A 26,325-nucleotide genomic window follows, 5' to 3' on the forward strand; every position below is an offset into this window, starting at 1 on the left:
AGATGTTAATCGGATTTTCTACGGCCATTTTATTGATTTCTGGTTGTGCTCATAAGCCTGCTGTCGAAGTCGTTACAAAGATCGAGACACGCCAGATCGCGGTGCCCGAGGCACTTCTCACGTGCATGCCTGAGCCTGAAGCTCGCGAAGTCTGGAAATCACAAAAGGACGTCGCGCTGTATCTCATTCAAGTTTCTGAAGCTGGAGAAGATTGCAGGCAAAAATTGGACGGCGTTAGAAAAATATTGGATCAGAAATGACAAAACCCTCGGAAATCCGAGGGTTGGTGGCTTGTAATTGATGAGAATTCAGTAGCTGAAACACCGTTCTTCTTCTTCCAAAAGCTCATCTTTATGACGTTCGATATATTGAATGGCTTCAGATGGAAAATCCAGATACCGCTGCGGGTTCAACGTTGGAATTTTAATGCTTTGCTCTTCGCGGTAATCATTCATCCAGTCAATTATGATATTGTTTTTATTGACATAAACTTCAAAGTAGCTCGCGATATCGAGCATGCATCTTCCGTGTCCCGTCAGCCACACAATTGCTCGGCGGTCACCGTCGTAGTCCACGGATTTTACATATGGTGCATAAGTATTTCTCATTTTCAGGGTTCCTCTCGTTATTGTTGTTTTTGAAAAAGGCCCCGGTTTTCAAGGCCTCCTTTCTCTATGATGTTAAATCAATCATACCAATCATCTTGGACTTCGCCGACCATTTCAAATATAGTCGTCGTAGCGAATATTTCAGGGTCTTCCAGAACCAAATTCATTATATATTCAAAATTTAGTATTCCTTTTTCATTTTCGAAATTAAATTTATGTATATCTTGATCTACCACGTAATCTTTATCAACATATGTCCCCGCCATAATAAAATCTTCTTCTATTATTATGCTATATCCGTAAACATATTTACTCGCTTCTCCGATACTTACACCAACTTTCTTCGATAAATATCTTATCGGTGTGACGCCATCTTCATAATATTTTTCAATAGTAAAACCATGGGCTTCTACAAGCTTCTTTGCGTAGCTATTCCATACTTCATTATCAATCTTAGACATTTTATTTTCCTCTCATGAGACAGCCGGGTTATTTGTTTGCTGCTCATATAAAAATGATGGTTCGTATTTATGATCAATACAAGTAAAATTTTTAATTATTTTTCTTACTACTGCAAAATTTGTTGTCTAACATTGATGAATACAGGTGAATTATTTGTAATTATTTATTGACAACTACTATTATTATCGGCCGATTTCCTTAAATGCATTTCCGCCGACAAAAAAAATCGGCGCTTTTTAGACGCCGATTGCTTGTTCAAGGTTGTCTACCCAGTTTTCTGTCGGCGGAATTCCCCATTTACAGGCATGAAGTCCGACGCGACCGACATCGTATTTTGAGAGACCCGTTGCTGACATGAGCTGCTCACGAGATGCCCGTCTAGCGGCGAGAAACCATCGCAATAATAAGGCTTCATCATTCGTAAGTTCGTCTGCGTGCTTATTATTCGCTCCAGGTACTACTGCTTCACCCGTCAGAGCTGCTCTATACAACGCACGAGTACGCGATTTTGTCGTCAAATCTCCGACAGTCCAGGTGTCGCGTTCTCGGCCGAATGGGTCATGATATCCGTCTACTATAGCAACGATTTCCTGAGCAGTTTCTTGTCTGAGCATATCGAGTGCATCAGCGGATATCTGACGATAGCCTTTGCTTTCCAGCTTGTGTCCGTGCTGATACCAAGATTGACGAGGGATTCCGAGAAGACCTGTGAAGTCCTCGGTTTTCCAACCTTTTCGTACGAGCATCCATTTTATATGCATGAATGCATCGCGAATTTCCTCGGACGTCGTGTGTGATGTGTGGATCGGATGCGGATTCAATTTCTTTGCGCTTACATAAACCATTGTTTTTCTGCCTTTTTCTCTGCTCGAATGATAAGCCTTTCTTCGATGTCTTCGTCTGTCATCTGCTCGACAAAATCGCCGTCCTCATTTTCAATGAATGACGGTGCATAAATTCCGTGTTCAGCGAGAGCACGCACATGCTCGATAGCATCAAGCGTTTCGTCGATATAAAGCGTCATGCGATGTCCATTCACTGTGTCGACAGTGACAAGATCGAACCCGAATTCCCATTCTTTGACGTCAGCGATTCTTGCATATCGGGCGATTGCGTTTTCAAATTCTCGTAGTGACATAGCTACTCCTTAAATAATGTCTGTATAAAAATGATGGTTCGTATTGACGACTAATACAAGTGAAAACTACGCCGACAAAAACAGAAATCTATATTTCCGTAATGCACTCAATACATCGTTCCATTGAGTTAATTATGGAAAACGTATTTTATTCAGGATGTTAAAGTGGATTTTGTGTCTTGCTTGATACGACGCGAAAATGGTTATCTATGAGTAATTAAGGAGAAAACCCATGCTAAAAAACCAAATTGTCGCACCATTTCATATGGCAGCTAATACATTGATCTGGATTGAGAAAATGATCATCGCGGTGCTGAATTCGATATTGAAAATCTTCGGCATGAAGCAGATGCCAATGCCGAGCCGTCAGATTCCGCAGCTCTCAATTCGTCCCGACGATATATTATCGGAAGTTGGAAAAGATGGGTCGGAGGTCGGTCTGGCTACTTCTGAAAAGCTTTTAAAGCCGACAACTGATGCAGGACATACGCTCTACAGATACGCATGTGCACAGTCCCCGTCTGAGCGCTCGACAATTGATCTCTCGGCGCTCACTGATGATCAGCAATACTGGCTTTATCAGCTTTCTGACGCCGATCTCTCACGGCTTTCAAAAGCAGGGCTGGATGCATGTACGAGGGCAATGGACGGCAAGCGTTGCGGTGTAGGTGGGCTTCCAAAATTTGTGAAGCAAGAGCCAGCTGAAGCGACCAGAAAGACGTCGCCTTTGGCTGAACGGATTCATGCTTACAGATTGAATCCTGCGTTCGCTTAAGAGCCTTTACGCATACGTTCCAGAAGAGCCTGACGCTGATTCAACATCTTCGTCAGGCTTTCGTTTTTCTGCCGCTCAGCGGCAAGTTCCTGAGCCAGACGAATGGCAAGCTTACCCATTTCTTCGGCGTCCCTCACGATCTCATTGACCGCCGCATCATATCGAGCGTCGTCTTCAGCTTGTCGTGCTGCACGCATAGCAGCCATGCCACGCTCGTGCGCCGAGTAAGCGCCAGCAGTCAAAAATGCGATGGTAGCGGCCGAGCCGTAAACAATGTTGTTTCCTTCGCGTGACATGGTTGATCTCCTGAGTTGAGGGCCGATATAGCAGGATCTCGGAGACTTGTCCGGGCATTTTTTGAATTATTTTAAAGCAACAACGGTTTACTAATTAAGATTTTATCTAGTTTCGTCAACATATTGTATTGTTTATGTAATTTGCGCCGATGGATTACTCGGTGCACGATTTCCTTCTACTTACTAGTGAAAGGAAATCACGATGACTTATAACGGGAGAATTGGACTATTTAAATTTAGACAAAAATATTCGACTTCGGATCGCTATACATCTGTATCAAAAGGCTGCTTACATCTGTTTCCTGATGCGCTTTCAGCTATCGGCCTTCAAATTGGGAATAAGTACACCGTCGAAAAGGGCGATGAAGAAGGATTGGTAATTGTCCGACATTCAAAATCGCCGACCGCCCCGGTTCTAAAAGAACCTGAAGCCATCCGATTTCAGCCAACATTTGTTCTGGAATTCCTCGGAAATAATGCGAGAATTTCGGCTCAGGACATGCCGCTTACCGATATCACTTTCGAAGCGTCAGGCGACAAGCTGATCGGCCGACTTCCAGAATCTGTGAAGACATCCGCACTACAAGCACGAAAACAGCAAATTGCAGATGATGGCGACTTCCGTGATGTAATCCGAGGATATAGCGGTGCGGCGGCGGCTATAGTGCTAGAAGCGCATCGGTACGGCATGAAAGATACGCCGATTGCCTTGGATCAGATGGTATTCCTACTGCGTGACGAAGGGCATCGCGTTTCGCAGATCAATGAACGCCTGTGGCGACTGGACGAGAGCACGGCGACGCTTGGCGACTTGATTCAGCTAGCGAGAAAATATGAAGACGGTCTGGTGCTGGTGGCGGCGTGACTGCAGATTCATAAATTTCAAAACAGGCTTCTTCGGAGGCCTTTTTTGTTGTCTGACGATGTCACCTATAAGTGACAAATGCAAATCATCTCAATTTGAAATGGATTGCCGACGATGTGTATTACCGAGCGGTGATTTTTGATGATTTGGACGTCGGATATTACCGAACGGGAATATGGGTCATGATCCATATTTCATTAGGAATATGTCGTAAAAGACATAAAGCCAAATATGTTGTCAGAAGCATAAACCGTCTGAGATAATTAGTTTTCGTGGCGGTTTTCGTGGCGGTAAAAATAAAGGCCACCGAGGTGACCATCTAAATAATTGATATCATTATGAAAAAATGGTGGGCGATGAGAGACTCGAACTCCCGACATCTTCGGTGTAAACGAAGCGCTCTACCAACTGAGCTAATCGCCCGACTGACTTGTCAGCCGCTGTGAGAGCCGTTTAGGCTGTTCGTTTGAAGAGTGCAAGCGTAAAAATTACAAAAATGCATTTTTTTATTTGTTCGGCTAAAAACGTCGCGCTCGCTGGGGATAACTCACATAGGCCCTCTCTATCGAACTGTAAGTGGACGTGAGATTCATTCGTTTGAGCTCGCCGTGTGATTCCATTTTCCATTTAATTTGAATGCTTTCCGGTGAAATATGCAGAAGGGTGGATAAAAGCAGATCACTATAAAGGCCCGCAAAAGGGCGGCTTTTAAAATAAATTTGAAATTCTTGTTTTTTCTTCAGATCACTCGCTTGACAGTGGTGAGAGAACCCCTTAAACGACCGCTCACACCGAACGGAAACGTCGGTGACTGACCAGCCAAATGGCTGAAAATGAAATGCGCGGGTGTAGCTCAGTTGGTTAGAGTGCCGGCCTGTCACGCCGGAGGTCGCGGGTTCGAGCCCCGTCACTCGCGCCATTTTCATTCAAGAATTAGCCAATGAATCTTGTGAAAATGGCGCTCTTCGCGTTTCGCCTTGTTTCCCCAGAATATCATTAATTCAAGATGCGCCCTTGAGTTTGTTGATGCAAATCATTGCGGTGCTCTTTGCGCGCATGAACCAGCTTATCGACATCATTAATGGTTCCGGGCTGAACTATTTCGCTTTGCGCTTCCAGGACAGATAGGCGACAGAGAAAATCCCGGCCAAAATGACCAGGACGTCGCCGCTCGTGAGCAAATATGCGCTCAAACCTCCATCCTTTCCTTGTGCCTCACTTTTATGTCGAGGGGTGAGGTGTTTTGCGCTGCCGCTCTGTTGAACTCAGATCCCGGTTGGCGGTGCGCACTGCGATTGCGTTCAAGAGGAATTCTAAAAGCCGGTAACGGATTGCTGAAGGCAAGCAGGACTACAGATTAAAGTGCCACTGCTTTTTCATTTTACGAATCGCCCTTCTGGCGATGCGAAATTTCTGTCAGCCGCGACATGTCACCAGAAGGAAAGGGAAGGGGTGTTTTGCACTTTATATATAAGTGCAATTTCTGAGCTCTCTATATCAAGCATGGTCAGCCGGTTTGCTGAATGGTTGAGAGGCGATTCTGAGCGCAATCCAAGCTCGGTCTTGATCGAACGAAGTCCAGCTTCGATTCTGTCTGCCGCATCTGGGTCGATTGATTCTGCGCGCTTAATAATGGCGAAAGATAGGTCCGCAGCTTTTGCTCACGAAATTATGATATTTTCATGCTATATAGGGTTTGGGTGCGTATTCAGGCTTGATGCTGTCGCTTATTAAGCGTCTGGAACACACTATACCCGTCTGTTCGCGTTGGAGGGGTTGCGCTTGCGTGCATGCTGCGCTAACCGTCCGGCCAAATACTTAAGTTCGCACGGCATGCCCTTTGAAGCTGCTTGAGGCGACGAGGTCGCAAGAGATGCAATGTGTCGCATGGTGGTAAGCTCTAAAAAGCTTATTACAGGCGGCGCAGCCTCGTATTCAAGCCGGATAAGGATCATGAACGAGCTTTTAAGTTCCTATTTGCCGATTGTCATCTTTCTCGGCATTGCAATGGTAATCGGTGTAGCCCTTCTGGTTGCGCCGTTTCTAGTCGCGTACAGACAGCCCGACCCGGAAAAGCTTTCAGCTTACGAGTGCGGGTTTAATGCCTTTGATGACGCTCGCATGAAATTCGACATCCGTTTCTATCTGGTGTCGATTCTCTTCATTATCTTCGACCTTGAAGTCGCTTTCCTGTTCCCGTGGGCTGTGTCCTTCGGTGCAATTGGATGGTTTGGTTTCCTGTCGATGATGCTCTTCCTTGGTGTTTTGACCATCGGCTTCATCTATGAATGGAAGAAGGGAGCGCTGGAATGGGATTGACCGGCACAAACCAGGCATCGGGTTCGACGCTCATTGCCCCGCAGCCAAAGGGTATTCTCGACCCGCGCACGGGCAAGCCTGTTGGCTCCGACGATGCGTTTTTCAATGATCTGAACAGCGAACTGTCCGACAAGGGCTTCATCGTCACATCTGCTGACGCTCTGATCACCTGGGCGCGCACAGGTTCGTTGATGTGGATGACCTTTGGTCTCGCATGCTGTGCTGTGGAAATGATGCATATTTCCATGCCGCGCTATGATGCCGAGCGTTTTGGTATCGCGCCGCGCGCATCTCCGCGTCAGTCAGACGTGATGATCGTTGCTGGTACGCTGACCAATAAGATGGCTCCGGCTCTGCGCAAGGTCTACGATCAGATGCCTGAGCCGCGCTATGTTATTTCGATGGGTTCATGCGCGAATGGCGGCGGCTATTACCACTACTCTTATTCTGTAGTGCGTGGCTGTGACCGCGTTGTGCCGGTCGATATTTATGTTCCCGGTTGCCCGCCAACCGCTGAGGCTCTGCTTTACGGCATTCTCATGCTGCAAAAGAAGATCCGCCGCACGGGTACGATCGAGCGCTGATCGGGCCTTTCCGGTTCGAGCAGTGCAAGAGGTTTATTGGAGCCCGGTCTGTTTTCCCAAGGGTGGACAGGGTTCTGAAAGAGGAAGTTAGAGATATGAGCGAAGAAGCTCTTAATGAACTTTCCGGCTATATCAAGGAACGTCTCGGCGATGCGATCGAAGAGGCGAAGCTGGCCTATGGTGAGCTGACGCTTGCTGTTCCGGTCAGGAGCCTGATCAGCGTTCTGACGTTCCTGCGCGATGACGTGCAGTGCCAGTTTGTGAACCTGACGGATATTTCCGGTGTAGACTATCCGCAGCGCGCACAGCGCTTCGATGTTGTCTATCAGCTCATGTCTCCACGCCAGAACCTTCGTATTCGCGTCAAGGTTCAGGCCGATGAAGACACGCTGGTTCCGTCTGCTGTCGGCGTTTATGTCGGTGCTGAGTGGTTCGAACGTGAAACCTACGACATGTATGGAGTTCTGTTCTCCGGCCATCCTGATCTGCGTCGTCTTCTGACTGACTACGGTTTTGAAGGTCATCCGCTGCGCAAGGATTTCCCGACGACTGGTTTTGTTGAGGTTCGCTACAGCGACGAAGCAAAGCGCGTTATCTATGAGCCTGTTGTGCTGCGACAGGAATTCCGCAATTTCGACTTTCTCTCGCCATGGGAAGGGACCGATTACGTCCTGCCGGGCGATGAGAAAGCCAAGACGAACTGAGCGACAGGAAGCTGAACATGGCTGAGACTCAGGTCCGCAATTTTAATATTAACTTTGGTCCGCAGCATCCCGCTGCGCACGGTGTTTTGCGTCTTGTTCTTGAACTCGACGGCGAAGTCGTGGAACGCGTCGATCCGCATATCGGTCTGCTGCATCGCGGCACCGAAAAGCTGATGGAAACGAAGACCTATCTTCAGGCTGTGCCTTATCTCGACCGCCTCGACTACGTGGCGCCGATGAATCAGGAACATGCCTATGCTCTGGCTGTTGAGCGTCTGCTTGGCATTACAGTGCCGAAGCGTGGCCAGCTGATCCGCGTGCTTTTCTCGGAAATCGGCCGTATCCTCAACCACCTTCTCAACGTGACCACACAGGCTATGGACGTTGGCGCGCTGACGCCGCCGCTCTGGGGCTTTGAAGAACGCGAAAAGCTGATGGTGTTCTACGAACGCGCTTGCGGCGCTCGTATGCACGCAGCTTATTTCCGTCCGGGTGGCGTTCATCAGGATCTGCCGGATCAGCTGATTGAAGACATTGGTAAATGGATCGATCCGTTCCTGACGACAACGCTCAAGAACCTCGATGATCTGATCACGCCAAACCGCATTTTCAAGCAGCGTAACGTCGATATCGGTGTTGTTTCGCTCGAAGATGCATGGGCATGGGGCTTCTCCGGCGTCATGGTTCGCGGTTCGGGTGCAGCATGGGATCTGCGCAAGTCGCAGCCTTATGAATGCTACAACGAAATGGAATTCGATATTCCAATCGGCAAGAACGGTGACTGCTATGACCGTTACCTGATCCGTATGGAAGAAATGCGCCAGTCGGCTCGCATCATGCGCCAGTGCGTTGATCTTCTGCTCGGCAAGGAACGTGTCGGTCCTGTTTCAAGCACTGATAACAAGATCGTGCCGCCAAAGCGCGGCGAGATGAAGCGCTCAATGGAAGCGCTCATCCATCACTTCAAGCTTTACACGGAAGGCTACCATGTGCCTGCCGGTGAAGTTTACGCAGCCGTTGAAGCGCCGAAGGGTGAATTTGGCGTCTTCCTCGTATCGGATGGCTCCAACAAGCCTTACCGCTGCAAGCTGCGCGCGCCGGGCTTTGCCCATCTTCAGGCTATGGATTTCCTGTGCCGCGGCCACATGCTGGCTGACGTGTCGGCAATTCTTGGCTCGCTCGATATCGTGTTTGGTGAGGTTGACCGCTGATGTCCGTTCGCCGTCTCGCAGATGATGCCGTCCAGCCGGCTGGTTTCGCTTTCAACGCGGAAAATCAGGCCTGGGCGCACAAGACGATCGCAAAATATCCGGAAGGCCGTCAGCAGTCGGCTGTTATTCCGCTGCTCATGCGTGCGCAGGAGCAGGAAGGCTGGGTTACGAAAGCCGCTATCGAACATGTCGCCGATATGCTTGATATGCCGCTGATCCGCGTTCTTGAAGTTGCAACCTTCTATACGCAGTTCCAGCTCAAGCCGGTTGGCACACGCGCGCATATTCAGGTTTGCGGCACCACGCCATGCATGTTGCGTGGCTCGGAAGCATTGATGGATGTCTGCCGTCATAAGATCCACCACGATCCTTTCGAGCTCAATGCCGATGGTACACTGTCGTGGGAAGAAGTTGAATGTCAGGGTGCTTGCGTTAATGCGCCGATGGTCATGATCTTCAAGGATGCCTATGAAGACCTGACGCCGGAACGCCTTGCTGAAATCATCGATGCATTTGAAGCAGGCAAGGGCGACACTGTTACGCCGGGTCCACAGGATGGCCGTATCACGTCTGAACCTATGGGCGGACTGACGGCTCTGACCGAAGATCTGGACTACAAAAAAGTTGGTCTGGAAACCCGTAAGGCATCGGACGCAGCCGTTGCCAAAGCCAAGGCAGAAGCTGAAGCCAAGGCTAAGGCCGAAGCTGAAGCCGCAACCAAAGACGGAAGCAGGTGAGACATGCTGGCTGATAAAGATCGCATCTTCACCAATATCTATGGCTTCAAAGATATGTCGCTCAAGGGCGCCATGTCGCGCGGTCATTGGGATAATACCAAGGGCTTCATCGAGAAGGGCCGTGACTGGATCATCAACGAAATGAAGGCGTCCGGCCTTCGTGGACGTGGTGGCGCGGGCTTCCCGACTGGCCTGAAATGGTCGTTTATGCCGAAGGAAGTGACGGATCGTCCGCATTACCTCGTCGTGAATGCTGACGAATCAGAGCCGGGCACCTGTAAGGACCGCGAAATTCTGCGCCACGATCCGCATACGTTGATCGAAGGCTGTGTGATCGCCGGTTGTGCCATGAACGCCCACACCGCATACATCTATCTGCGCGGCGAATTCATGCGTGAGCGTGAAGCGCTACAGGCAGCGATTGATGAGTGCTATGACGCTGGCCTTCTCGGCAAGAACAATAAGTGCGGCTGGGATATGGATATTTTCCTCCATCACGGTGCCGGTGCTTATATCTGCGGCGAAGAAACCGCTCTGCTTGAAAGCCTGGAAGGTAAGAAGGGCCAGCCACGTCTGAAGCCGCCTTTCCCTGCCAATATGGGTCTTTATGGCTGCCCGACGACGGTTAACAACGTTGAATCGATTGCGGTCGCCCCGACGATCCTCCGTCGCGGTGGTGCATGGTTCTCCTCGATTGGTCGTCCAAACAATGTCGGCACCAAGCTGTTCCAGATTTCTGGTCACGTGAACACCCCTTGCACCGTTGAAGAAAGCCTCGGCATCACCTTCCGCGAGCTGATCGAAAAGCACGCTGGCGGCATTCGCGGTGGCTGGGATAATCTGCTTGCAGTTATTCCCGGCGGTGCATCGTGCCCTGTCGTTAAGGGTGAAGACATGATGGATGCCATCATGGACTTCGATGGTATGCGCGAGCTCAAATCTTCTTTCGGCACGGGTGGCGTGATCGTCATGGACAAGTCCACTGACATCATCAAGGCAATTGCCCGTCTTTCAGCTTTCTTCAAGCATGAGAGCTGCGGCCAGTGCACGCCTTGCCGTGAAGGTACGGGCTGGATGTGGCGTGTCATGGAGCGCATGGTCAAGGGTAACGCGCAGAAGCGCGAAATCGACATGCTTCTCGACGTAACCAAGCAGATTGAAGGTCATACGATATGTGCGCTTGGTGATGCCGCTGCATGGCCTATTCAAGGTCTGATCCGCAATTTCCGTCCGGAAATTGAAAAGCGCATTGACGATTATACACGCAACGCTGTTCAGAGCCGCAACATCCGCCTCGAAGCGGCTGAGTAAGCGGAAGAATACGTTGTATGTCCGCCCGGGAAGGGCGGACTTTAGAGTTTGACATCTGGAAGATGCGGCAAGAGCCGCAGGTTTGGATAAGCGATGGCAAATATTAAGGTTGACGGCACAGAGATCGAAGTACCCGATCACTATACGCTCCTTCAGGCTGCCGAAGCCGCGGGGGCTGAAGTCCCGCGTTTTTGTTTCCACGAACGGCTTTCCATCGCCGGAAACTGCCGCATGTGCCTTGTTGAAGTGAAGGGTGGACCGCCAAAGCCGGCAGCGTCCTGCGCTATGGGCGTGCGCGATCTGCGTCCCGGCCCGAATGGCGAAGCACCGGAAATTTTCACCAACACGCCTATGGTCAAAAAGGCCCGCGAAGGCGTGATGGAATTCTTGCTCATCAACCATCCGCTCGATTGCCCGATTTGCGATCAGGCAGGTGAGTGCGATCTGCAGGATCAGGCAATGGCGTTTGGTACCGATGGCTCGCGCTATCGCGAAAACAAGCGTGCGGTTGAGAACAAGTATATTGGTCCACTGGTCAAGACCGTGATGACGCGCTGCATTCACTGCACGCGTTGCGTTCGCTTCACGACCGAAGTGGCTGGCATTTCTGAACTCGGCCTGATCGGTCGTGGTGAAGATGCTGAAATCACCACCTATCTTGAACGCGCCATGACTTCGGAGCTTCAGGGCAATGTTATTGACCTTTGCCCGGTTGGTGCGCTGACTTCGCGTCCATATGAATTCCAGGCTCGTCCGTGGGAACTCAACAAGACTGAAACCATCGATGTGATGGATGCGGTCGGTTCGAACATCCGCGTTGATACGCGTGGCCGTGAAGTGATGCGCATCATGCCGCGCGTGAATGAAGCGGTGAACGAAGAGTGGATTTCCGACAAGACCCGCTTCATTTGGGATGGTCTGCGCACCCAGCGCCTTGATCGCCCCTATGTTCGCAAGGATGGCCGTCTGGTCGCAGCGTCATGGCCTGAAGCTTTTGCAGCAATCGCTGCGAAGGTCTCGGCAACCTCTGCTGATAAAATCGGTGCAGTCGCTGGCGATCTGGCTTCGGTTGAAGAACTCTACGCTCTGAAAAGCCTCATCGCATCGCTCGGCTCGATCAATATTGACAGCCGTCAGGATGGCGTAGCACTCAACCCGGCTCTGGGACGTGCAAGCTATCTCTTTAACACAACGATCGAAGGCATTGAAAATGCTGACGCTCTTCTGATCATCGGCTCCAACCCACGTGTTGAAGCTGCTGTTCTGAATGCGCGCATTCGCAAGCGCCAGCGTATGGGCCATTTCCCGATCGCTCTGATCGGCGAACAGGCTGAGCTGCGTTACGATTATGAATATCTGGGCGCAGGCGCAGACACACTTTCCGCAGTTGCTTCCGGCAAAAACGCATTCCGTGACGTGCTGGTAAAGGCTGAACGCCCGCTGATCATCATCGGTCAGGGTGCGCTTACCGGCGAAAACGGTGCTGCTGTTCTGGCAGCCGCTGCGAAGCTTGCGCAGGATGTTGGTGCAATCAGCGCTGAGTGGAACGGCTTCTCTGTTCTTCATACTGCCGCTTCGCGCGTTGGTGCTCTTGATCTCGGTATCGTTCCGGGTGAGGGCGGCAAGGCAGCAACTGATATGCTCGGCAATCTTGATGTTGTGTTCCTGCTTGGTGCAGACGAACTCGACATGACGGCTAAGGGCTCGAGCTTCATCGTTTATATTGGTACACATGGCGATGCCGGTGCACATGCTGCTGACGTTATCCTTCCCGGTGCAGCCTATACCGAAAAATCGGGTACATGGCTCAACACCGAAGGCCGCGTGCAGCTTGGCAATCGTACAGGCTTTACTCCGGGCGAAGCCAAGGAAGACTGGGCAATTCTGCGCGCTCTTTCCGACACGCTCGGCAAGCGTCTGCCGTTTGACAGCCTCGCACAGCTTCGCGCCAAGCTCTATGCCGACTTCCCGCATATGATGGCAATCGACACGATTGCTCCTGCGAATGCAGACGACCTGTCGGCACTTGCAGCAAAAGCAACTACCCTTTCTGGCGGCGCTGCTTTTGTTTCGCCGATCAAGGATTTCTATCTGACGAACCCAATCGCGCGTGCTTCCGCCGTCATGGCCGAGTGCTCGGCGCTTGCGGCCGGCAGCTTCCAACAGGCAGCTGAGTAAGCGAGAGAGAGACGGAATAATGGACGGAATTTTTGCAGCTTACGTCTTGCCCGCGCTGATTATAGCGCTGAAGTCGGTCGTTCTGCTTGTCGTATTGCTGATCGTCGTGGCTTACCTGCTTTATGCAGACCGTAAGATCTGGGCAGCTGTACAGCTTCGCCGTGGTCCAAACGTTGTTGGTCCATGGGGTCTGTTTCAGGCTTTCGCCGATCTTTTGAAGTTCGTCTTCAAGGAACCGATCATTCCTTCGGGCGCAAACAAGGGTGTGTTTCTTCTTGCACCGTTTGTTTCTGCGGTTCTGGCAATGGCAACCTGGGCGGTCATCCCGGTCAATGAAGGCTGGGCGATTGCTAACATCAATGTCGGCATTCTCTATATCTTCGCCATTTCTTCGCTTGAAGTTTATGGTGTGATCATGGGCGGCTGGGCCTCCAATTCGAAGTACCCTTTTTTGGGCGCGCTTCGTTCGGCAGCTCAGATGGTCTCTTATGAAGTGTCGATCGGTTTCGTAATTGTTACTGTTCTTCTGACGGCTGGCTCGCTTAACCTGACGGATATCGTGCTGTCGCAGAATACGGGTCTGGGTACGTCGCTCGGTCTGCCTGCTTCGTTCCTGGACTGGAACTGGCTGGTCCTGTTCCCGATGTTCGTGATCTTCTTTATTTCAGCGCTTGCTGAAACGAACCGCCCGCCATTCGATCTTGTCGAAGCTGAATCCGAACTCGTGGCCGGTCACATGATCGAATATTCGTCCACGCCGTTCCTTCTGTTCTTCCTGGGCGAGTATGTGGCAATCACGCTGATGTGCGCCCTGATGACCACACTCTTCCTCGGTGGCTGGTTGCCTCCGGTTGACGTATGGTTCCTCAACTGGGTTCCGGGCATCATCTGGTTCATGCTCAAGCTCTGCTTCTGCTTCTTCATGTTCGCCATGGTGAAGGCTTTCGTACCGCGTTACCGCTACGACCAGCTGATGCGTCTGGGCTGGAAAGTGTTCCTGCCGATTTCGTTGGCAATGGTTGTGCTGACCGCGACCGTCATCAAAGTCTTCGGTCTGGTGTAAGGAGAAAGACAAATGGCTTCATTCGCACAGGCCGCGAAATCCCTCCTTCTCAAGGAGTTCGTCGGTGCTTTCTTCCTCTCCATGCGTCAGTTCTTTGCGCCGAAGGCAACACTGAACTACCCGCATGAAAAAGGTCCTGTTTCGCCGCGTTTTCGTGGCGAGCATGCGCTGCGCCGTTATCCCAACGGCGAAGAACGCTGCATTGCCTGCAAGCTCTGCGAAGCGATCTGCCCGGCGCAGGCAATCACCATTGAAGCGGGTCCGCGCCGCAATGACGGCACGCGCCGCACAGTGCGTTACGACATCGACATGGTGAAGTGCATCTATTGCGGCTTCTGTCAGGAAGCTTGTCCGGTGGATGCAATCGTTGAAGGTCCGAACTTCGAGTTTGCGACCGAAACCCGCGAAGAGCTTTACTATGACAAGGACAAGCTCCTTGCCAATGGCGATCGCTGGGAACGCGAAATTGCGCGCAACATTGCGATGGATGCGCCATATCGCTGATTGGTTTTGCTGAAACCGTTGTTTCAGCATCCGGTTTGGAAAGCGGCAACAGGAAGGGGCGGCCCGTCTTGTTGCTGGAATTTAAGTTTCGCGATTATTCGCGGCAAACAAAGACTAAAGCGGATGAAGCAATAGGGCTTTGTCCACGGAAAGGTGTTGGGGGATCCCCATGCTGACAGGTATTGCGGCAGCGTTCTTCTATCTGTTCGCCTTTATCATGATCGCAAGTGCGTTCATGGTGATTGCGGCACGCAACCCCGTGCATTCGGTGCTGTTTCTGATCCTCGCTTTCTTCAATGCGGCGGCGCTGTTCCTGCTGACGGGGGCCGAGTTCCTCGCCATGATCCTGCTCGTCGTTTATGTCGGTGCTGTGGCGGTTCTCTTCCTCTTCGTCGTCATGATGCTGGATGTTGACTTCTCCGAATTGAAGCGCGGCGCACTGCAATATGCGCCGGTTGGCGCTCTGGTCGGTCTCATTTTGCTGGGCGAGCTGATTGTTGTATTTGCGGGTTCGGTGTTCTCACCAAAGCTGGGGCAGGGCGCGGTGCCGATCCCGGATATTGCTGAACGCACCAACACAGCAGCCCTCGGTGACATTCTTTACACCGACTACGTTTTCAACTTCCAGATTGCAGGATTGGTCCTTCTCGTTGCCATGATCGGTGCGATCGTTCTGACGCTGCGGCATAAGCCGAATGTTAAGCGCCAGTCGATCCCGGATCAGGTTGCTCGTACGCCTGAGACGGCGATCGAGATCAAGAAGGTCGAACCGGGCAAGGGCATCTGAGGAAAAGAATATGGAAATCGGTATTGCTCATTATCTGACCGTTTCGGCCATCCTGTTCACCCTTGGCGTTTTCGGTATTTTCTTAAACCGCAAGAACGTCATCGTTATCCTGATGTCTGTCGAATTGATCCTTCTTTCGGTCAATCTCAACTTCGTGGCGTTTTCATCTGTACTAGGCGATATGGTCGGACAGGTTTTCGCGCTTTTCGTTCTGACTGTTGCGGCTGCTGAAGCAGCTATCGGTCTGGCAATCCTCGTTGTTTTCTTCCGTAATCGCGGTTCTATCGCGGTGGAAGACGTCAATGTTATGAAAGGTTGACGGGCAAATGCTCTATAACGCGATCGTCTTCCTTCCGCTTATTGGCTTTCTTGTTGCTGGTCTCTTCGGCAACAAGATTGGTGCCAAAGCGAGTGAATACATCACTTCCGGCCTGATGGTGATCGTTGCGATCCTGTCTTGGGTCGTCTTTTTCAAGATCCCGCTCGGCGTCGATGCCGAAACGGTGCGTATCCCGGTTCTTCATTGGGTTACATCCGGTTCGTTGTCTTTTGACTGGGCTCTGCGTATTGATACGCTGACCGGCGTCATGCTCGTCGTGGTCAATTCGGTGTCAGCACTGGTGCATATCTATTCGATCGGATACATGCACCACGATCCACATCGTCCGCGCTTTTTTGCCTATCTGTCGCTTTTCACCTTTGCCATGCTCATGCTGGTAACGTCGGACAACCTGATCCAGATGTTCTTCGGCTGGGAAGGTGTGGGTCTCGCATCTTACCTTCTCATCGGTTTCTGGTTCCAGAAGCCTTCGGCAAATGCCGCTGCAATGAAGGCATTCGTGGTCAACCGCGTTGGTGACTTTGGCTTCCTTCTGGGTATCTTTGGACTGTTTGCGCTGTTCCAGTCGGTCGATTACAACACAATTTTCGCGGCTGCTGCGAACTATCTGCCAGCTGAAGGTTCAGCGGATGCTGGTGCTGTTGTTCTGAATTTCCTCGGCTATGAACTGCACAAGGAAACAGCACTCACCGTTGTCTGCCTGCTGCTTTTCATGGGCGCGATGGGTAAGTCGGCGCAGTTCCTGCTGCACACCTGGCTTCCTGACGCGATGGAAGGCCCGACACCTGTTTCCGCACTTATTCATGCGGCAACCATGGTGACCGCGGGCGTGTTCTTGGTTGCGCGTATGTCGCCAATCTTTGAACTCTCGCACACGGCTCTTCTGATCATCACGATCATCGGTGCAACGACGGCATTCTTTGCCGCAACCGTTGCGCTTGTGCAGAACGACATCAAGCGCGTTATCGCTTATTCGACCTGTTCGCAGCTTGGTTACATGTTTGCGGCTCTGGGTGTCGGCGCTTACGGTGCAGCTGTCTTCCACCTTTTCACGCACGCTTTCTTCAAAGCGCTTCTATTCCTTTGCGCAGGCTCGGTTATCCATGCCGTTTCTGACGAACAGGATATGCGTCGCATGGGTGGTCTGCGTAAGCTGATCCCGGTCACTTACTGGATGATGATGATCGGTACTGTTGCAATTACGGGTCTGGGTGTTCCGGGCACGATTATCGGTACGGCTGGCTTCTTCTCGAAAGACGCCATCATCGAGTCGGTCTTTGCATCGCACAGCCTTGCTTCCGGTTATGCCTTCACGCTTCTGGTGGTTGCAGCTCTGTTCACGAGCTTCTATTCATGGCGTCTGATTTTCATGACCTTCTTTGGCAAGCCACGCGCTTCCGCTGAAGTCATGCATCATGTGCATGAATCCCCACCTGTCATGCTTGTGCCACTGCTGATCCTTGCTGTTGGCGCGCTGTTTGCCGGTGTCGTTTTCAAGGAATATTTCTTCGGCCACGATTATGCCGAGTTCTGGAAGGGTGCGCTCTTCACACTGCCAGGCAACGAAATCCTGGAACATTATCATCATGTTCCGCTGTGGGTTAAGCTGTCGCCGTTCATCGCTATGCTGATCGGTTTGGTAACGGCATGGGTCTTCTATATCCGTGCGCCACACATTCCGAAGGCACTCGCAGAGCGTCACCGCGGTCTGTACCAGTTCCTTCTCAATAAGTGGTACTTCGACGAACTTTATGACTTCATTTTTGTCCGTCCTGCACGTTGGCTTGGCCGCTTCTTCTGGAAGGTTGGCGACGGCAAGATTATTGACGGGTATGGTCCTAATGGTGTCGCTGCACGTGTCCTTGATGTTACAGGTCGCGTTGTGAAGATGCAGTCGGGTTACCTTTATCACTACGCATTCGCGATGCTTATCGGCGTCGCCGCGCTCGTCACCTGGATGATGCTCGGGAGCTCTTTCTGATGACCGATTGGCCAATTCTTTCTACGGTCACATTCCTGCCGCTCGTCGGCGCCTTGTTGATCCTTCTCATCAAGGATGACAGCGAAGCCTCGCGTCGCAACATCAAGAATGTTGCGCTGCTAACCACGGTTTTCGTTTTCATTCTCTCTCTGGTTATCTGGGCCGGATTTGATAATTCAAATCCGGGCTTCCAGATGGTCGAACAGGTTGACTGGCTTGGTGGTGGCATTTCCTACCACATGGGCGTCGACGGTATTTCGATGCTGTTTGTCGTGCTGTCAGCTTTCCTTATGCCGTTCTGCGTGCTGGCAAGCTGGTTTGCGATCGAAAAGCGTGTCAAGGAATACATGATCGCGTTTCTTATTCTGGAAACGCTCATGATCGGCGTGTTCTGCGCGCTGGATCTGTTCCTTTTCTATGTATTCTTTGAAGCAAGCCTTATCCCGATGTTCATCATCATTGGTGTCTGGGGTGGCAAGCGCCGCGTTTATGCAAGCTTCAAGTTCTTCCTCTATACGCTGCTCGGCTCCGTGTTGATGCTGATCGCGATCATGGCAATGTACTGGCAGGCCGGTACACTCAATGTGGTCGAATTGCTGAAGTACGATTTTCCGGCAGGCATGCAGACGTGGTTATGGCTGGCATTCTTCGCGTCTTTCGCAGTGAAGATGCCAATGTGGCCGGTTCACACCTGGTTGCCGGATGCGCACGTTGAAGCGCCGACAGCAGGTTCGGTTATTCTGGCGGGTATTCTTCTGAAGCTTGGTGGCTACGGCTTCCTGCGCTTCTCGTTGCCGATGTTCCCGCTGGCATCCGCCGATTTCGCTCCGTTCATTTTTGCCCTGTCTGCGATTGCGATCATCTACACCTCGCTCGTCGCCTTGGTACAGGAAGACATCAAGAAACTGATCGCATATTCGTCGGTTGCGCACATGGGCTATGTCACCATGGGTATCTTTGCAGCCAACGAGCAGGGCGTGCAGGGTGCAATCTTCCAGATGCTCTCGCATGGCATCGTCGCGAGCGCGCTCTTCCTTTGCGTGGGCGTAATCTATGATCGCATGCATACCCGTGAAATTTCGGCTTTTGGCGGTCTCGTCAACAATATGCCGAAATATGCCGTGGCCTTCCTCATCCTGACGATGGCGAATGTCGGTCTTCCGGGTACGTCTGGCTTTATCGGTGAATTTCTCACGCTGTTCGGTGTCTTCCGCGTCAATACGTGGGTAGCACTGTTCGCAACATCGGGTGTGATCCTGTCGGCAGCCTATGCGCTGTGGCTCTATCGCAACGTGGTGTTTGGTGCGCTGACAAAGGAAAGCCTCAAGGGCCTTCTCGACCTCAGCCCGCGTGAAAAGCTGATCCTGTATCCGCTTGTGATCCTTACCATTTTCTTCGGTGTGTATCCGGTGCCGGTCTTCGATGTGACCGCAAGCGCTGTGCATGCACTGGTTACTAATTATGACGCAGCGCTGGCAAATGCCGCTAGCGCTACGCTGGCGCAGTAAGTAAAGGCGTAGGCTTGATGCAAACCGACCTGATTGCTTCCCTGTCTCTCGCAGCTCCCGAGGTTCTCCTCGCGCTGAGCGGACTGGCATTGCTCATGATCGGCGTGTTCTCCGGAGAGCGCGCCTCCACTCTCGTCAATGGGCTTGCTGTTGCCGTTCTGATTGCAGCACTCGCTCTTGTCGTTATCTTCCCGCACAATGGCAGCGCCTTTGGCGGTGCCTTTGTGAGTGATGCTTTCGCACGTTTCATGAAGGTGCTGACACTGATCGGCTCCATCGTGGCGCTGATCATGTCTGTTGGCTTTGCGCGTGAAGACAAGTTCGATAAGTTCGAATTCCCGGTTCTGATCGTGCTGGCAACACTCGGCATGCTCATCATGGTGTCGGCATCGAACATGCTCACACTCTATATGGGCCTCGAATTGCAGTCTTTGGCACTTTATGTGCTGGCAGCCTTCAACCGTGATAGCGTTCGTTCGACTGAAGCGGGCCTCAAGTACTTCGTGCTTGGTGCACTTTCGTCGGGCATGTTGCTCTATGGTATCAGCCTTGTTTACGGTTACACCGGTCATATCGGTTTTGCCGAAATCGCAAACGCAATCACCGGCGGCGAACGTCAGCTTGGTCTGGTCTTCGGTCTGGTGTTTATCCTTGCAGGTCTCTGCTTCAAGATTTCCGCCGTTCCATTCCATATGTGGACGCCGGATGTTTATGAAGGTTCACCGACACCTGTAACCGCATTCTTTGCCGCTGCTCCAAAAATGGCAGCAATGGCGCTGATCGTTCGCGTTGCTGAAGGCGCTTTCGCTCCTGTTACCCATGACTGGCAGCAGATCATCACCTTCGTTGCAATCGCTTCGATGGTGCTGGGTGCTTTTGCTGCAATCGGTCAGCGCAACATCAAGCGCCTGATGGCTTATTCCTCGATCAGCCACATGGGCTATGCCCTTGTTGGTCTGGCTGCGGGTACCGTTGTCGGCGTGCGTGGCGTCGCACTTTACATGGCGATTTATCTCGTCATGACGCTCGGCAGCTTTGCCTTCATCCTGTCCATGCGGACAAAGGACGGCAATGTTGAACAGATTGACGATCTCGCAGGTCTGTCGCGCAGCAATCCGCTTATGGCCTTTATCATGACGATCATGCTCTTCTCGCTTGCAGGTATTCCGCCGCTCGCTGGCTTCTTCGGTAAGTGGTATACCTTTGTTGCAGCCGTTGAAGTGGGCCTCTATCCGCTGGCGATCATCGGTATTGTCGCTTCGGTTGTTGGCGCGTTCTACTATCTGCGCATGATCAAGATCATGTGGTTCGATGAGCCGGTGACGACTTTCGTTCCGGCAGCAATTGAGCTGCGTCTCGTGCTGCTTGTTTCAGGTGCATTTGTTCTCTTCTATGCACTGATTGGCGGCTGGCTTGGCGGTCTTGCTGAAACTGCAGCAAAGACTTTCTTCTGAGCATGACTATCAATAAGGCCGCAGGTGATGGCAATGGTTTCACGCTGGCACCTGCGGCTTTAGCAGACAACTATCGGCTGGAGTTTTTTCCCGTCGTTGGTTCTACCAATGCAGAGGCGCTTGATCGGGCAACTGCCGGCGATGCCGGGCGCCTCTGGTTCGTGTCTCCGAAACAGGAAAGCGGACGAGGGCGCCGGGGCCGTACATGGACTGCTCCCGAAGGCAATCTTGCAGCAACGCTTCTTCTCGTCGATCGCTTTGATCCGAAAATTGCAGCCACGCTTGGCTTTGTTGCAGGACTTGCGCTTGCTGATGCCGTTGATGCGGTTTTGCCGGAAGCTGTGGCTTCGCGCGTGACTGTTGCGCTCAAATGGCCCAATGACGTGCTGGTTGATGGCGCAAAACTCTCCGGTATTCTCCTTGAATCGACGCTGCTTTCTGACGGTCGTTTTGGTCTTGCGGTGGGCATGGGCACAAATGTTGTCGCCTCTCCGCAAGGCTTGCCTTACCCCGCGACATCCTTGCGTGAACTTGGCAGTCAGGTCGATGCAGCGACATTGTTTTTGGCACTTTCGGATGCATGGTGTCATTATCATTCAATATGGAATGCTGGGCGAGGGCTGAATGAAATCCGTCTGCGCTGGCTCAAGCGCGCGCATGGGCTGGGCCAGCCCGTTATGATGCAGTTGAATGGCCGTATTGTTGAAGGTGTTTTTGAAACCATCGATTCGGACTGCCGCCTTGTTATCCGCGAAGATGACGGTACACGTGTGCCGGTAACTGCCGGGGACGTCTATTTTGGAACGGCAGCCTCTGTTAAACCCGTTTCCTGATTGAATAATTGTGCACAATTGAACGCTGTGCGGGTTGTTCCGGGCTTGCAAACTATCGGCAGGCGGTTCAACAGGGGCATAATAAATTCTAAGTAAAGAACAGGGAGGCATTATGCCCCGCTCACCATCGACACAATTTGTCTTCCTGCCGCTTGGCGGTGTCGGCGAAATCGGCATGAACCTTGCCATGTATGGCTTTGGTCCTGAGGACAAACGCGAATGGATCGTGGTCGACATGGGCGTAAGCTTTGCTGGCCCGGAGCATCCGGGCGCGGATCTGATCCTGCCAGACATTCGCTTTCTCGAGGCTGAGAAGCATAATCTGCGCGGCATTATCATTACCCATGCGCATGAAGACCATTATGGCGCCTTGCTTGATCTTTGGCCGCGTCTGAAGGCGCCTGTTTATGCCACGCCGTTTACGGCAGGCTTGTTGGAAGCCAAGCGTCAGTCGGAATCTGGTGCACCGGAAATTCCGGTCAACATATTCAAAGCGGGTGAGACCTTTGAGGTTGGTTCCTTCGAGATAGAAGCGATTGCGGTTACGCACTCGATTCCAGAGCCTGTTTCGCTCGCCATCACCACACCGCTTGGTACAGTCGTTCACACGGGCGACTGGAAGATGGACCCTGATCCATCCATGGGACCGTTGATTGACGAAGCACGTTTCCGTGCAATCGGCGATCAGGGCGTTTTGGCGTTGATCTGCGATTCCACCAATGCGATGCGCGATGGTGAATCACCGTCTGAGCGACAGGTCGGTGAAAGCTTGCGCGAGCTTATTGAAGGCGCGCGTGGTCGCGTGGCGATTACAACGTTCTCATCCAACGTTGGCCGTATCCGCTCCATTACAGAAGCGGCGCGCGATGCTGGCCGTCAGGTGCTGGTGGTCGGTCGTTCGATGAAGCGCACAATCGCAGTTGCGACCGAGCTTGGCTATATGGAAGGCTTGCCGGAGTTCCTCAGCGAAGATGATTACGGCTATATCCCGCGCGAAAATGTCGTAATGATCCTGACGGGCAGCCAGGGAGAGCCACGTGCAGCGCTGGCCAAGCTTTCGCGTGATGAAATGCGCAGCATCGCGTTGTCGGCAGGCGACACGGTTATTTTCTCATCGCGTCCGATTCCGGGCAATGAAAAGGCTATTCTCGACATCAAGAACAAGCTCATTGATCAGGGCATCAAGCTGATCAGTGATGATGATGCGCTTGTGCACGTTTCCGGCCACCCGCGCCGCAGTGAGCTAAGGCGCATGTATTCTTGGGTGCGTCCGAAGATTCTCGTGCCCGTTCATGGCGAGGCAGCGCATCTTGTCGCGCAAGGGTCGCTCGGTGCTATGGAGGGCATTGAAGAGATTGCACAGGTGCGCGATGGCGACATGTTGCGCCTGGCACCAGGCAAAGCAGAAATCATCGATGAAGCACCTGTTGGCCGTATCTATAAGGACGGCAAGCTGATCGGCGACGAAGACGAAATCGGCATGGTTGAGCGGCGCAAGCTCGCTTATGTCGGCCATGTCGCTGTTTCTGTGCTGCTCGACCGTGATTTCAAGATCATGGATGAGCCCGATCTGGTTGCCTTTGGCCTGCCTGAAGAAGACAGGCAGGGCGATTTGATCGAAGATATTCTGCTTGATGCGGCAATCGAAGCGATCGACAGCATTCCACGGGCGCGCCGCAAGGATCTTGAAGTGGTCCGTGAATCGGTTCGCCGTGCGGTTCGTGCTGCGACAAATGAAGCATGGGGCAAAAAGCCGGTGGTGACAGTCTTCATCAACCGGATAAAGTAGCTCTGTTTTCGGAGGAGGAAGATAGATGCTCAAACGCCTGAACCATGTTGCAATCGTGGTTCCAGATATAAAGTCCGCCTCTGCGCTTTACACAGGACAGCTTGGTGCGAACGTGACCGCGCCGCAAGCTTTGCCTGAGCACGGGGTGACGGTGGTCTTTATTGATGTGGGGAACACCAAGATCGAATTGCTGGAACCGTTGGGAGAGGGATCGCCCATTGCGAGTTTTCTGGAAAAGAACCCTTCGGGCGGAATGCATCATCTTTGCTATGAAGTTGACGATATTTTAGCCGCACGCGATCATCTCAAGGCGCAAGGGGCACGCATTCTCGGTAATGGTGAGCCAAAGATTGGTGCCCATGGCAAGCCGGTGCTGTTTTTGCATCCCAAAGACTTCAATGGCACTTTGATCGAGCTTGAGGAGGCATGAGATGACGATTGTTTCCGGTATCGCGATGTATTTTATCTTCTGGTGGATAACACTATTTGCGCTCTTACCGGTTGGATTGCGCACGCAGGCGGAAGAAAATGACGTGACATTGGGAACGGTCGCGAGCGCGCCAGCCAAACCACGCATCGGACTTGCATTTCTGCGTACCACGTTTGTCGCCACCGCGATCTTCTGCATCTATTATTACCTGACGCAGGTTCAGGGCTTCAGCCTTGATGATATTCCGCATTTTTTTCCCGATCTGAAGTAAAATCGGACATTCTGTTTCTCGATAAATGAAGCGCTACAAGACATAGTGCCTATTTTTTAGGCGCTATTTTTTGAGGCGGCATTTTTGTCGCTTGCTTCAAGATCATGCGTTGAATCTAAAATGTATCAATCCGTTATAACGGTTTGAAAAGAAAGAAATTTAGTGCCTTTCCAGCGAAAGCGCGTAACGGCTTCGCCCAAGACAATGCGTGATAAAAATTGAGACAGCATTTCCAATGATCCACTCAAAACAGCAAATGCTCTGAGCTTTGGAAAGCTTACCTGTGACGCTGCGCTTTGCATTGAAAAACTGAAAAATATCAGAGGCTTATTTTGCCAGGTGAGAGCTTTTTCTCTTGAAGGCACGGCAAAGCCAAAAAAAAAGCAAGGCTTTCGCCTTGCTAGTCGAATACGCGTTCGATCCGTTTCCGTATTACAGGCGGCTGCGAATTAACGCGCCTGGATCCATCCTCCCAAGACTTTGACCGCGTGAAACAACGGTTAGCTCCGTTGTTATGCTTATTGATGAAAAAAATAGCGGACTGCATAGCTTTTGTCACCAAAAATCTTTTGTGATGTCATATTTCCTTCGCAATTTTGCCGCCTCTCGTGTGCGATATGCATAATACATTGAAATTTAAAATGAATCTCGGCGCCTTTCTTAAATGATCTTTTTCGTCATTCTGGCGGTGATGGCTGTGGATGGGAAAAAACCTTCTGATTAAAGCACGGGGAGGCGGGTTTTCAATAGCGGTATAACCCGTTATGAAGCCAGCAAGTTTGCTTAATTTTTGCCTGATTCTACACACAGTCGGTTGCTATTCAGGTAATCTCTCTCTTGATCGGTGGTCACGATGCGTCTGTCGCAGTATTTTTTGCCCATTCTGAAGGAAAACCCAAAAGAGGCAGAAATTGTCTCTCACAGGTTGATGTTGCGTGCGGGTATGATCCGTCAGCAGTCGGCAGGCATTTATTCATGGCTCCCGCTTGGCCTGAAAGTGCTCAACAAGGTCTGCAACATCATTCGTGAAGAGCAGAACCGTGCAGGCGCCAACGAAATTCTGATGCCGACGATCCAGTCCGCCGATCTTTGGCGCGAAAGCGGTCGTTACGATGCATATGGCAAGGAAATGCTGCGCATTCAGGACCGGCAGGAGCGCGAAATGCTCTTTGGTCCGACCAATGAAGAAATGGTCACGGATATTTTCCGTTCTTATGTGCGCTCCTACAAGGATCTGCCGCTGAACCTCTATCACATCCAGTGGAAGTTCCGCGATGAGGTGCGTCCGCGTTTTGGCGTGATGCGCTCGCGTGAGTTTCTTATGAAAGACGCCTATTCGTTCGACCTCGATTACGAGGGCGCGAAAATGGCTTATTACCGCATGTTCGTGTCGTACCTGCGTACATTTGCGCGTGTTGGTCTTCAGGCGATCCCGATGCGTGCCGATACCGGCCCGATTGGCGGCGATCTCAGCCACGAATTCATCATTCTCGCTGAAACCGGCGAAAGCCAGGTTTATTGCGATAAGGCATATCTTGAACTGGCTGTTCCGGGCGCAGATACGGATTTCCGTAACGATGAGCAACTGACCGATATCGTCAAGCGCTGGACAACGCCTTATGCAGCAACCGACGAGATGCACGACGAGGCTGAATGGGCAGCTGTAAAAGCTGATGATCAGGTTTCAGCGCGCGGTATTGAAGTCGGCCACATCTTCCATTTCGGCACGAAGTATTCTGAGCCGATGGGCGCAAAAGTGCAGGGGCCTGATGGCAAGGAACACGCTGTATCGATGGGGTCTTACGGCATTGGTCCTTCGCGTCTGGTTGCAGCGGCAATCGAAGCTTTCCACGACGAAGCTGGTATCATCTGGCCCAAGGCAATTGCGCCTTTCGGTGTTGGCATTGTCAACATGAAGCCCGGTGATGAGGCTTGCGATGGCGTGAGCGAAAAGCTCTATACTGCCTTCACCAATGCCGGTCTTGATCCACTGCTTGACGACACGGATAACCGTGCGGGATCGAAGTTTGCAACGATGGATCTGATCGGTCTGCCTTATCAGGTGATTGTTGGTCCGCGTGGCGTTGCTGCCGGTGAAGTTGAAGTCAAGGATCGCAAGACTGGTGAGCGTCAAAACCTCACCATTGAGGCAGCAATCAACCTTTTGACGGCATAAC

General features: G+C 51.7%; 27 protein-coding genes and 2 tRNA genes. 23 read left to right on the plus strand and 6 right to left on the minus strand.

What is annotated here, in order from left to right; translation table 11 throughout:
- The first annotated feature begins 2 nt into the window (after positions 1-2).
- A complete protein-coding gene (gene lysC, locus OPR82_RS05630) occupies positions 3-260 on the plus strand; it encodes an Rz1-like lysis system protein LysC (protein WP_456094074.1) in 258 nt (85 codons plus the stop codon).
- 48 nt (positions 261-308) lie between these two features.
- On the opposite strand, the gene OPR82_RS05635 is transcribed toward lysC, so the two are convergent.
- The 4 genes from OPR82_RS05635 to OPR82_RS05650 all read right to left on the minus strand — a co-directional run bounded on the left by OPR82_RS05635 (position 309) and on the right by OPR82_RS05650 (position 2,208).
- Positions 309-608 (minus strand): hypothetical protein, encoded by a 300-nt coding sequence (locus tag OPR82_RS05635; protein ID WP_265983527.1) that lies wholly within the window; start codon positions 606-608, stop codon positions 309-311.
- A 77-nt stretch (positions 609-685) separates the two neighbouring features.
- Positions 686-1,069, minus strand: coding sequence for a hypothetical protein (locus OPR82_RS05640; RefSeq protein ID WP_265983528.1), 384 nt, complete (start codon positions 1,067-1,069; stop codon positions 686-688).
- Between the two features lie 237 nt (positions 1,070-1,306).
- Positions 1,307-1,915 carry a hypothetical protein gene (locus tag OPR82_RS05645; RefSeq protein WP_265983530.1) on the minus strand — a complete coding sequence of 203 codons (609 nt, stop codon included), beginning with the start codon at positions 1,913-1,915 and terminating at the stop codon, positions 1,307-1,309.
- Positions 1,903-2,208, minus strand: coding sequence for a hypothetical protein (locus OPR82_RS05650; RefSeq protein ID WP_265983532.1), 306 nt, complete (start codon positions 2,206-2,208; stop codon positions 1,903-1,905). Before OPR82_RS05650 ends, OPR82_RS05645 begins: the two co-directional genes overlap by 13 nt.
- Before the next feature lie 232 nt (positions 2,209-2,440).
- On the opposite strand from OPR82_RS05650, the gene OPR82_RS05655 reads away from it, so the two are divergent.
- A complete protein-coding gene (locus tag OPR82_RS05655) occupies positions 2,441-2,983 on the plus strand; it encodes a hypothetical protein (protein ID WP_265983533.1) in 543 nt (180 codons plus the stop codon).
- Here the strand turns inward: OPR82_RS05655 and OPR82_RS05660 are convergent.
- Complete coding sequence (locus OPR82_RS05660; protein WP_265983535.1) at positions 2,980-3,279, minus strand: hypothetical protein; 300 nt, start codon at positions 3,277-3,279, stop codon at positions 2,980-2,982. The two genes, OPR82_RS05655 and OPR82_RS05660, sit on opposite strands and share 4 nt — an antisense overlap.
- A gap of 202 nt (positions 3,280-3,481) precedes the next feature.
- Here OPR82_RS05660 and OPR82_RS05665 point away from each other — a divergent pair, with 202 nt between their 5' ends.
- Positions 3,482-4,144 (plus strand): hypothetical protein, encoded by a 663-nt coding sequence (locus OPR82_RS05665; protein WP_265983537.1) that lies wholly within the window; start codon positions 3,482-3,484, stop codon positions 4,142-4,144.
- Positions 4,145-4,491: 347 nt separating this feature from the next.
- Here OPR82_RS05665 and OPR82_RS05670 read toward each other — a convergent pair.
- Positions 4,492-4,567, minus strand: a tRNA-Val gene (locus OPR82_RS05670).
- Between the two features lie 419 nt (positions 4,568-4,986).
- Between OPR82_RS05670 and OPR82_RS05675 the strand changes: the two genes are divergently transcribed.
- From OPR82_RS05675 to proS, 20 genes are all read left to right on the plus strand, one after another.
- Positions 4,987-5,063, plus strand: a tRNA-Asp gene (locus OPR82_RS05675).
- A 1,034-nt stretch (positions 5,064-6,097) separates the two neighbouring features.
- On the plus strand, positions 6,098-6,463 hold the full coding sequence (locus OPR82_RS05680; protein WP_007874537.1) for an NADH-quinone oxidoreductase subunit A: 366 nt from the start codon (positions 6,098-6,100) through the stop codon (positions 6,461-6,463).
- On the plus strand, positions 6,454-7,047 hold the full coding sequence (locus OPR82_RS05685) for a NuoB/complex I 20 kDa subunit family protein (RefSeq protein WP_024897475.1): 594 nt from the start codon (positions 6,454-6,456) through the stop codon (positions 7,045-7,047). Before OPR82_RS05680 ends, OPR82_RS05685 begins: the two co-directional genes overlap by 10 nt.
- Positions 7,048-7,142: 95 nt before the next feature.
- The gene (locus OPR82_RS05690) at positions 7,143-7,751 is read left to right on the plus strand and encodes an NADH-quinone oxidoreductase subunit C (protein ID WP_265983541.1); all 609 of its coding nucleotides are present in this window, start codon (positions 7,143-7,145) and stop codon (positions 7,749-7,751) included.
- A gap of 17 nt (positions 7,752-7,768) precedes the next feature.
- A complete protein-coding gene (locus OPR82_RS05695) occupies positions 7,769-8,962 on the plus strand; it encodes an NADH-quinone oxidoreductase subunit D (protein ID WP_265983543.1) in 1,194 nt (397 codons plus the stop codon).
- Positions 8,962-9,699, plus strand: coding sequence for an NADH-quinone oxidoreductase subunit NuoE (nuoE, locus tag OPR82_RS05700; protein WP_265983544.1), 738 nt, complete (start codon positions 8,962-8,964; stop codon positions 9,697-9,699). Before OPR82_RS05695 ends, nuoE begins: the two co-directional genes overlap by 1 nt.
- A 3-nt stretch (positions 9,700-9,702) precedes the next feature.
- Positions 9,703-11,010 carry an NADH-quinone oxidoreductase subunit NuoF gene (gene nuoF / locus OPR82_RS05705; RefSeq protein WP_265983545.1) on the plus strand — a complete coding sequence of 436 codons (1,308 nt, stop codon included), beginning with the start codon at positions 9,703-9,705 and terminating at the stop codon, positions 11,008-11,010.
- A 93-nt stretch (positions 11,011-11,103) separates the two neighbouring features.
- On the plus strand, positions 11,104-13,188 hold the full coding sequence (gene nuoG, locus OPR82_RS05710) for an NADH-quinone oxidoreductase subunit NuoG (protein WP_265983546.1): 2,085 nt from the start codon (positions 11,104-11,106) through the stop codon (positions 13,186-13,188).
- Positions 13,189-13,207: 19 nt separating this feature from the next.
- Entirely contained in the window at positions 13,208-14,251 is a 1,044-nt protein-coding gene (nuoH, locus tag OPR82_RS05715) for an NADH-quinone oxidoreductase subunit NuoH (RefSeq protein ID WP_265983548.1), read from the plus strand.
- A 12-nt stretch (positions 14,252-14,263) separates the two neighbouring features.
- The gene (gene nuoI, locus OPR82_RS05720; RefSeq protein ID WP_007874549.1) at positions 14,264-14,755 is read left to right on the plus strand and encodes an NADH-quinone oxidoreductase subunit NuoI; all 492 of its coding nucleotides are present in this window, start codon (positions 14,264-14,266) and stop codon (positions 14,753-14,755) included.
- Between the two features lie 169 nt (positions 14,756-14,924).
- Positions 14,925-15,542, plus strand: coding sequence for an NADH-quinone oxidoreductase subunit J (locus OPR82_RS05725; protein ID WP_265983549.1), 618 nt, complete (start codon positions 14,925-14,927; stop codon positions 15,540-15,542).
- 10 nt (positions 15,543-15,552) lie between these two features.
- Complete coding sequence (gene nuoK, locus OPR82_RS05730; RefSeq protein ID WP_140905091.1) at positions 15,553-15,861, plus strand: NADH-quinone oxidoreductase subunit NuoK; 309 nt, start codon at positions 15,553-15,555, stop codon at positions 15,859-15,861.
- A 7-nt stretch (positions 15,862-15,868) separates the two neighbouring features.
- Positions 15,869-17,863 carry an NADH-quinone oxidoreductase subunit L gene (gene nuoL, locus OPR82_RS05735; RefSeq protein ID WP_265983552.1) on the plus strand — a complete coding sequence of 665 codons (1,995 nt, stop codon included), beginning with the start codon at positions 15,869-15,871 and terminating at the stop codon, positions 17,861-17,863.
- Positions 17,863-19,371 (plus strand): NADH-quinone oxidoreductase subunit M, encoded by a 1,509-nt coding sequence (locus OPR82_RS05740; RefSeq protein ID WP_265983553.1) that lies wholly within the window; start codon positions 17,863-17,865, stop codon positions 19,369-19,371. The genes nuoL and OPR82_RS05740 overlap by 1 nt, the downstream gene beginning before the upstream one ends.
- Positions 19,372-19,388: 17 nt before the next feature.
- On the plus strand, positions 19,389-20,825 hold the full coding sequence (gene nuoN / locus OPR82_RS05745) for an NADH-quinone oxidoreductase subunit NuoN (protein ID WP_265983554.1): 1,437 nt from the start codon (positions 19,389-19,391) through the stop codon (positions 20,823-20,825).
- A 2-nt stretch (positions 20,826-20,827) separates the two neighbouring features.
- Complete coding sequence (locus OPR82_RS05750; protein ID WP_265983555.1) at positions 20,828-21,658, plus strand: biotin--[acetyl-CoA-carboxylase] ligase; 831 nt, start codon at positions 20,828-20,830, stop codon at positions 21,656-21,658.
- A gap of 112 nt (positions 21,659-21,770) precedes the next feature.
- Positions 21,771-23,447 carry a ribonuclease J gene (locus OPR82_RS05755; protein WP_265983557.1) on the plus strand — a complete coding sequence of 559 codons (1,677 nt, stop codon included), beginning with the start codon at positions 21,771-21,773 and terminating at the stop codon, positions 23,445-23,447.
- 25 nt (positions 23,448-23,472) lie between these two features.
- Entirely contained in the window at positions 23,473-23,877 is a 405-nt protein-coding gene (gene mce / locus OPR82_RS05760) for a methylmalonyl-CoA epimerase (protein ID WP_265983559.1), read from the plus strand.
- Position 23,878: 1 nt separating this feature from the next.
- Complete coding sequence (locus OPR82_RS05765; protein WP_265983560.1) at positions 23,879-24,148, plus strand: DUF1467 family protein; 270 nt, start codon at positions 23,879-23,881, stop codon at positions 24,146-24,148.
- Positions 24,149-25,001: 853 nt separating this feature from the next.
- Positions 25,002-26,324 (plus strand): proline--tRNA ligase, encoded by a 1,323-nt coding sequence (gene proS, locus OPR82_RS05770; protein WP_265983562.1) that lies wholly within the window; start codon positions 25,002-25,004, stop codon positions 26,322-26,324.
- Position 26,325: the final 1 nt, after the last annotated feature.

Origin of the sequence: Ochrobactrum chromiisoli (genome assembly GCF_026241335.1) — a bacterium.
GTDB lineage: Bacteria > Pseudomonadota > Alphaproteobacteria > Rhizobiales > Rhizobiaceae > Brucella > Brucella chromiisoli.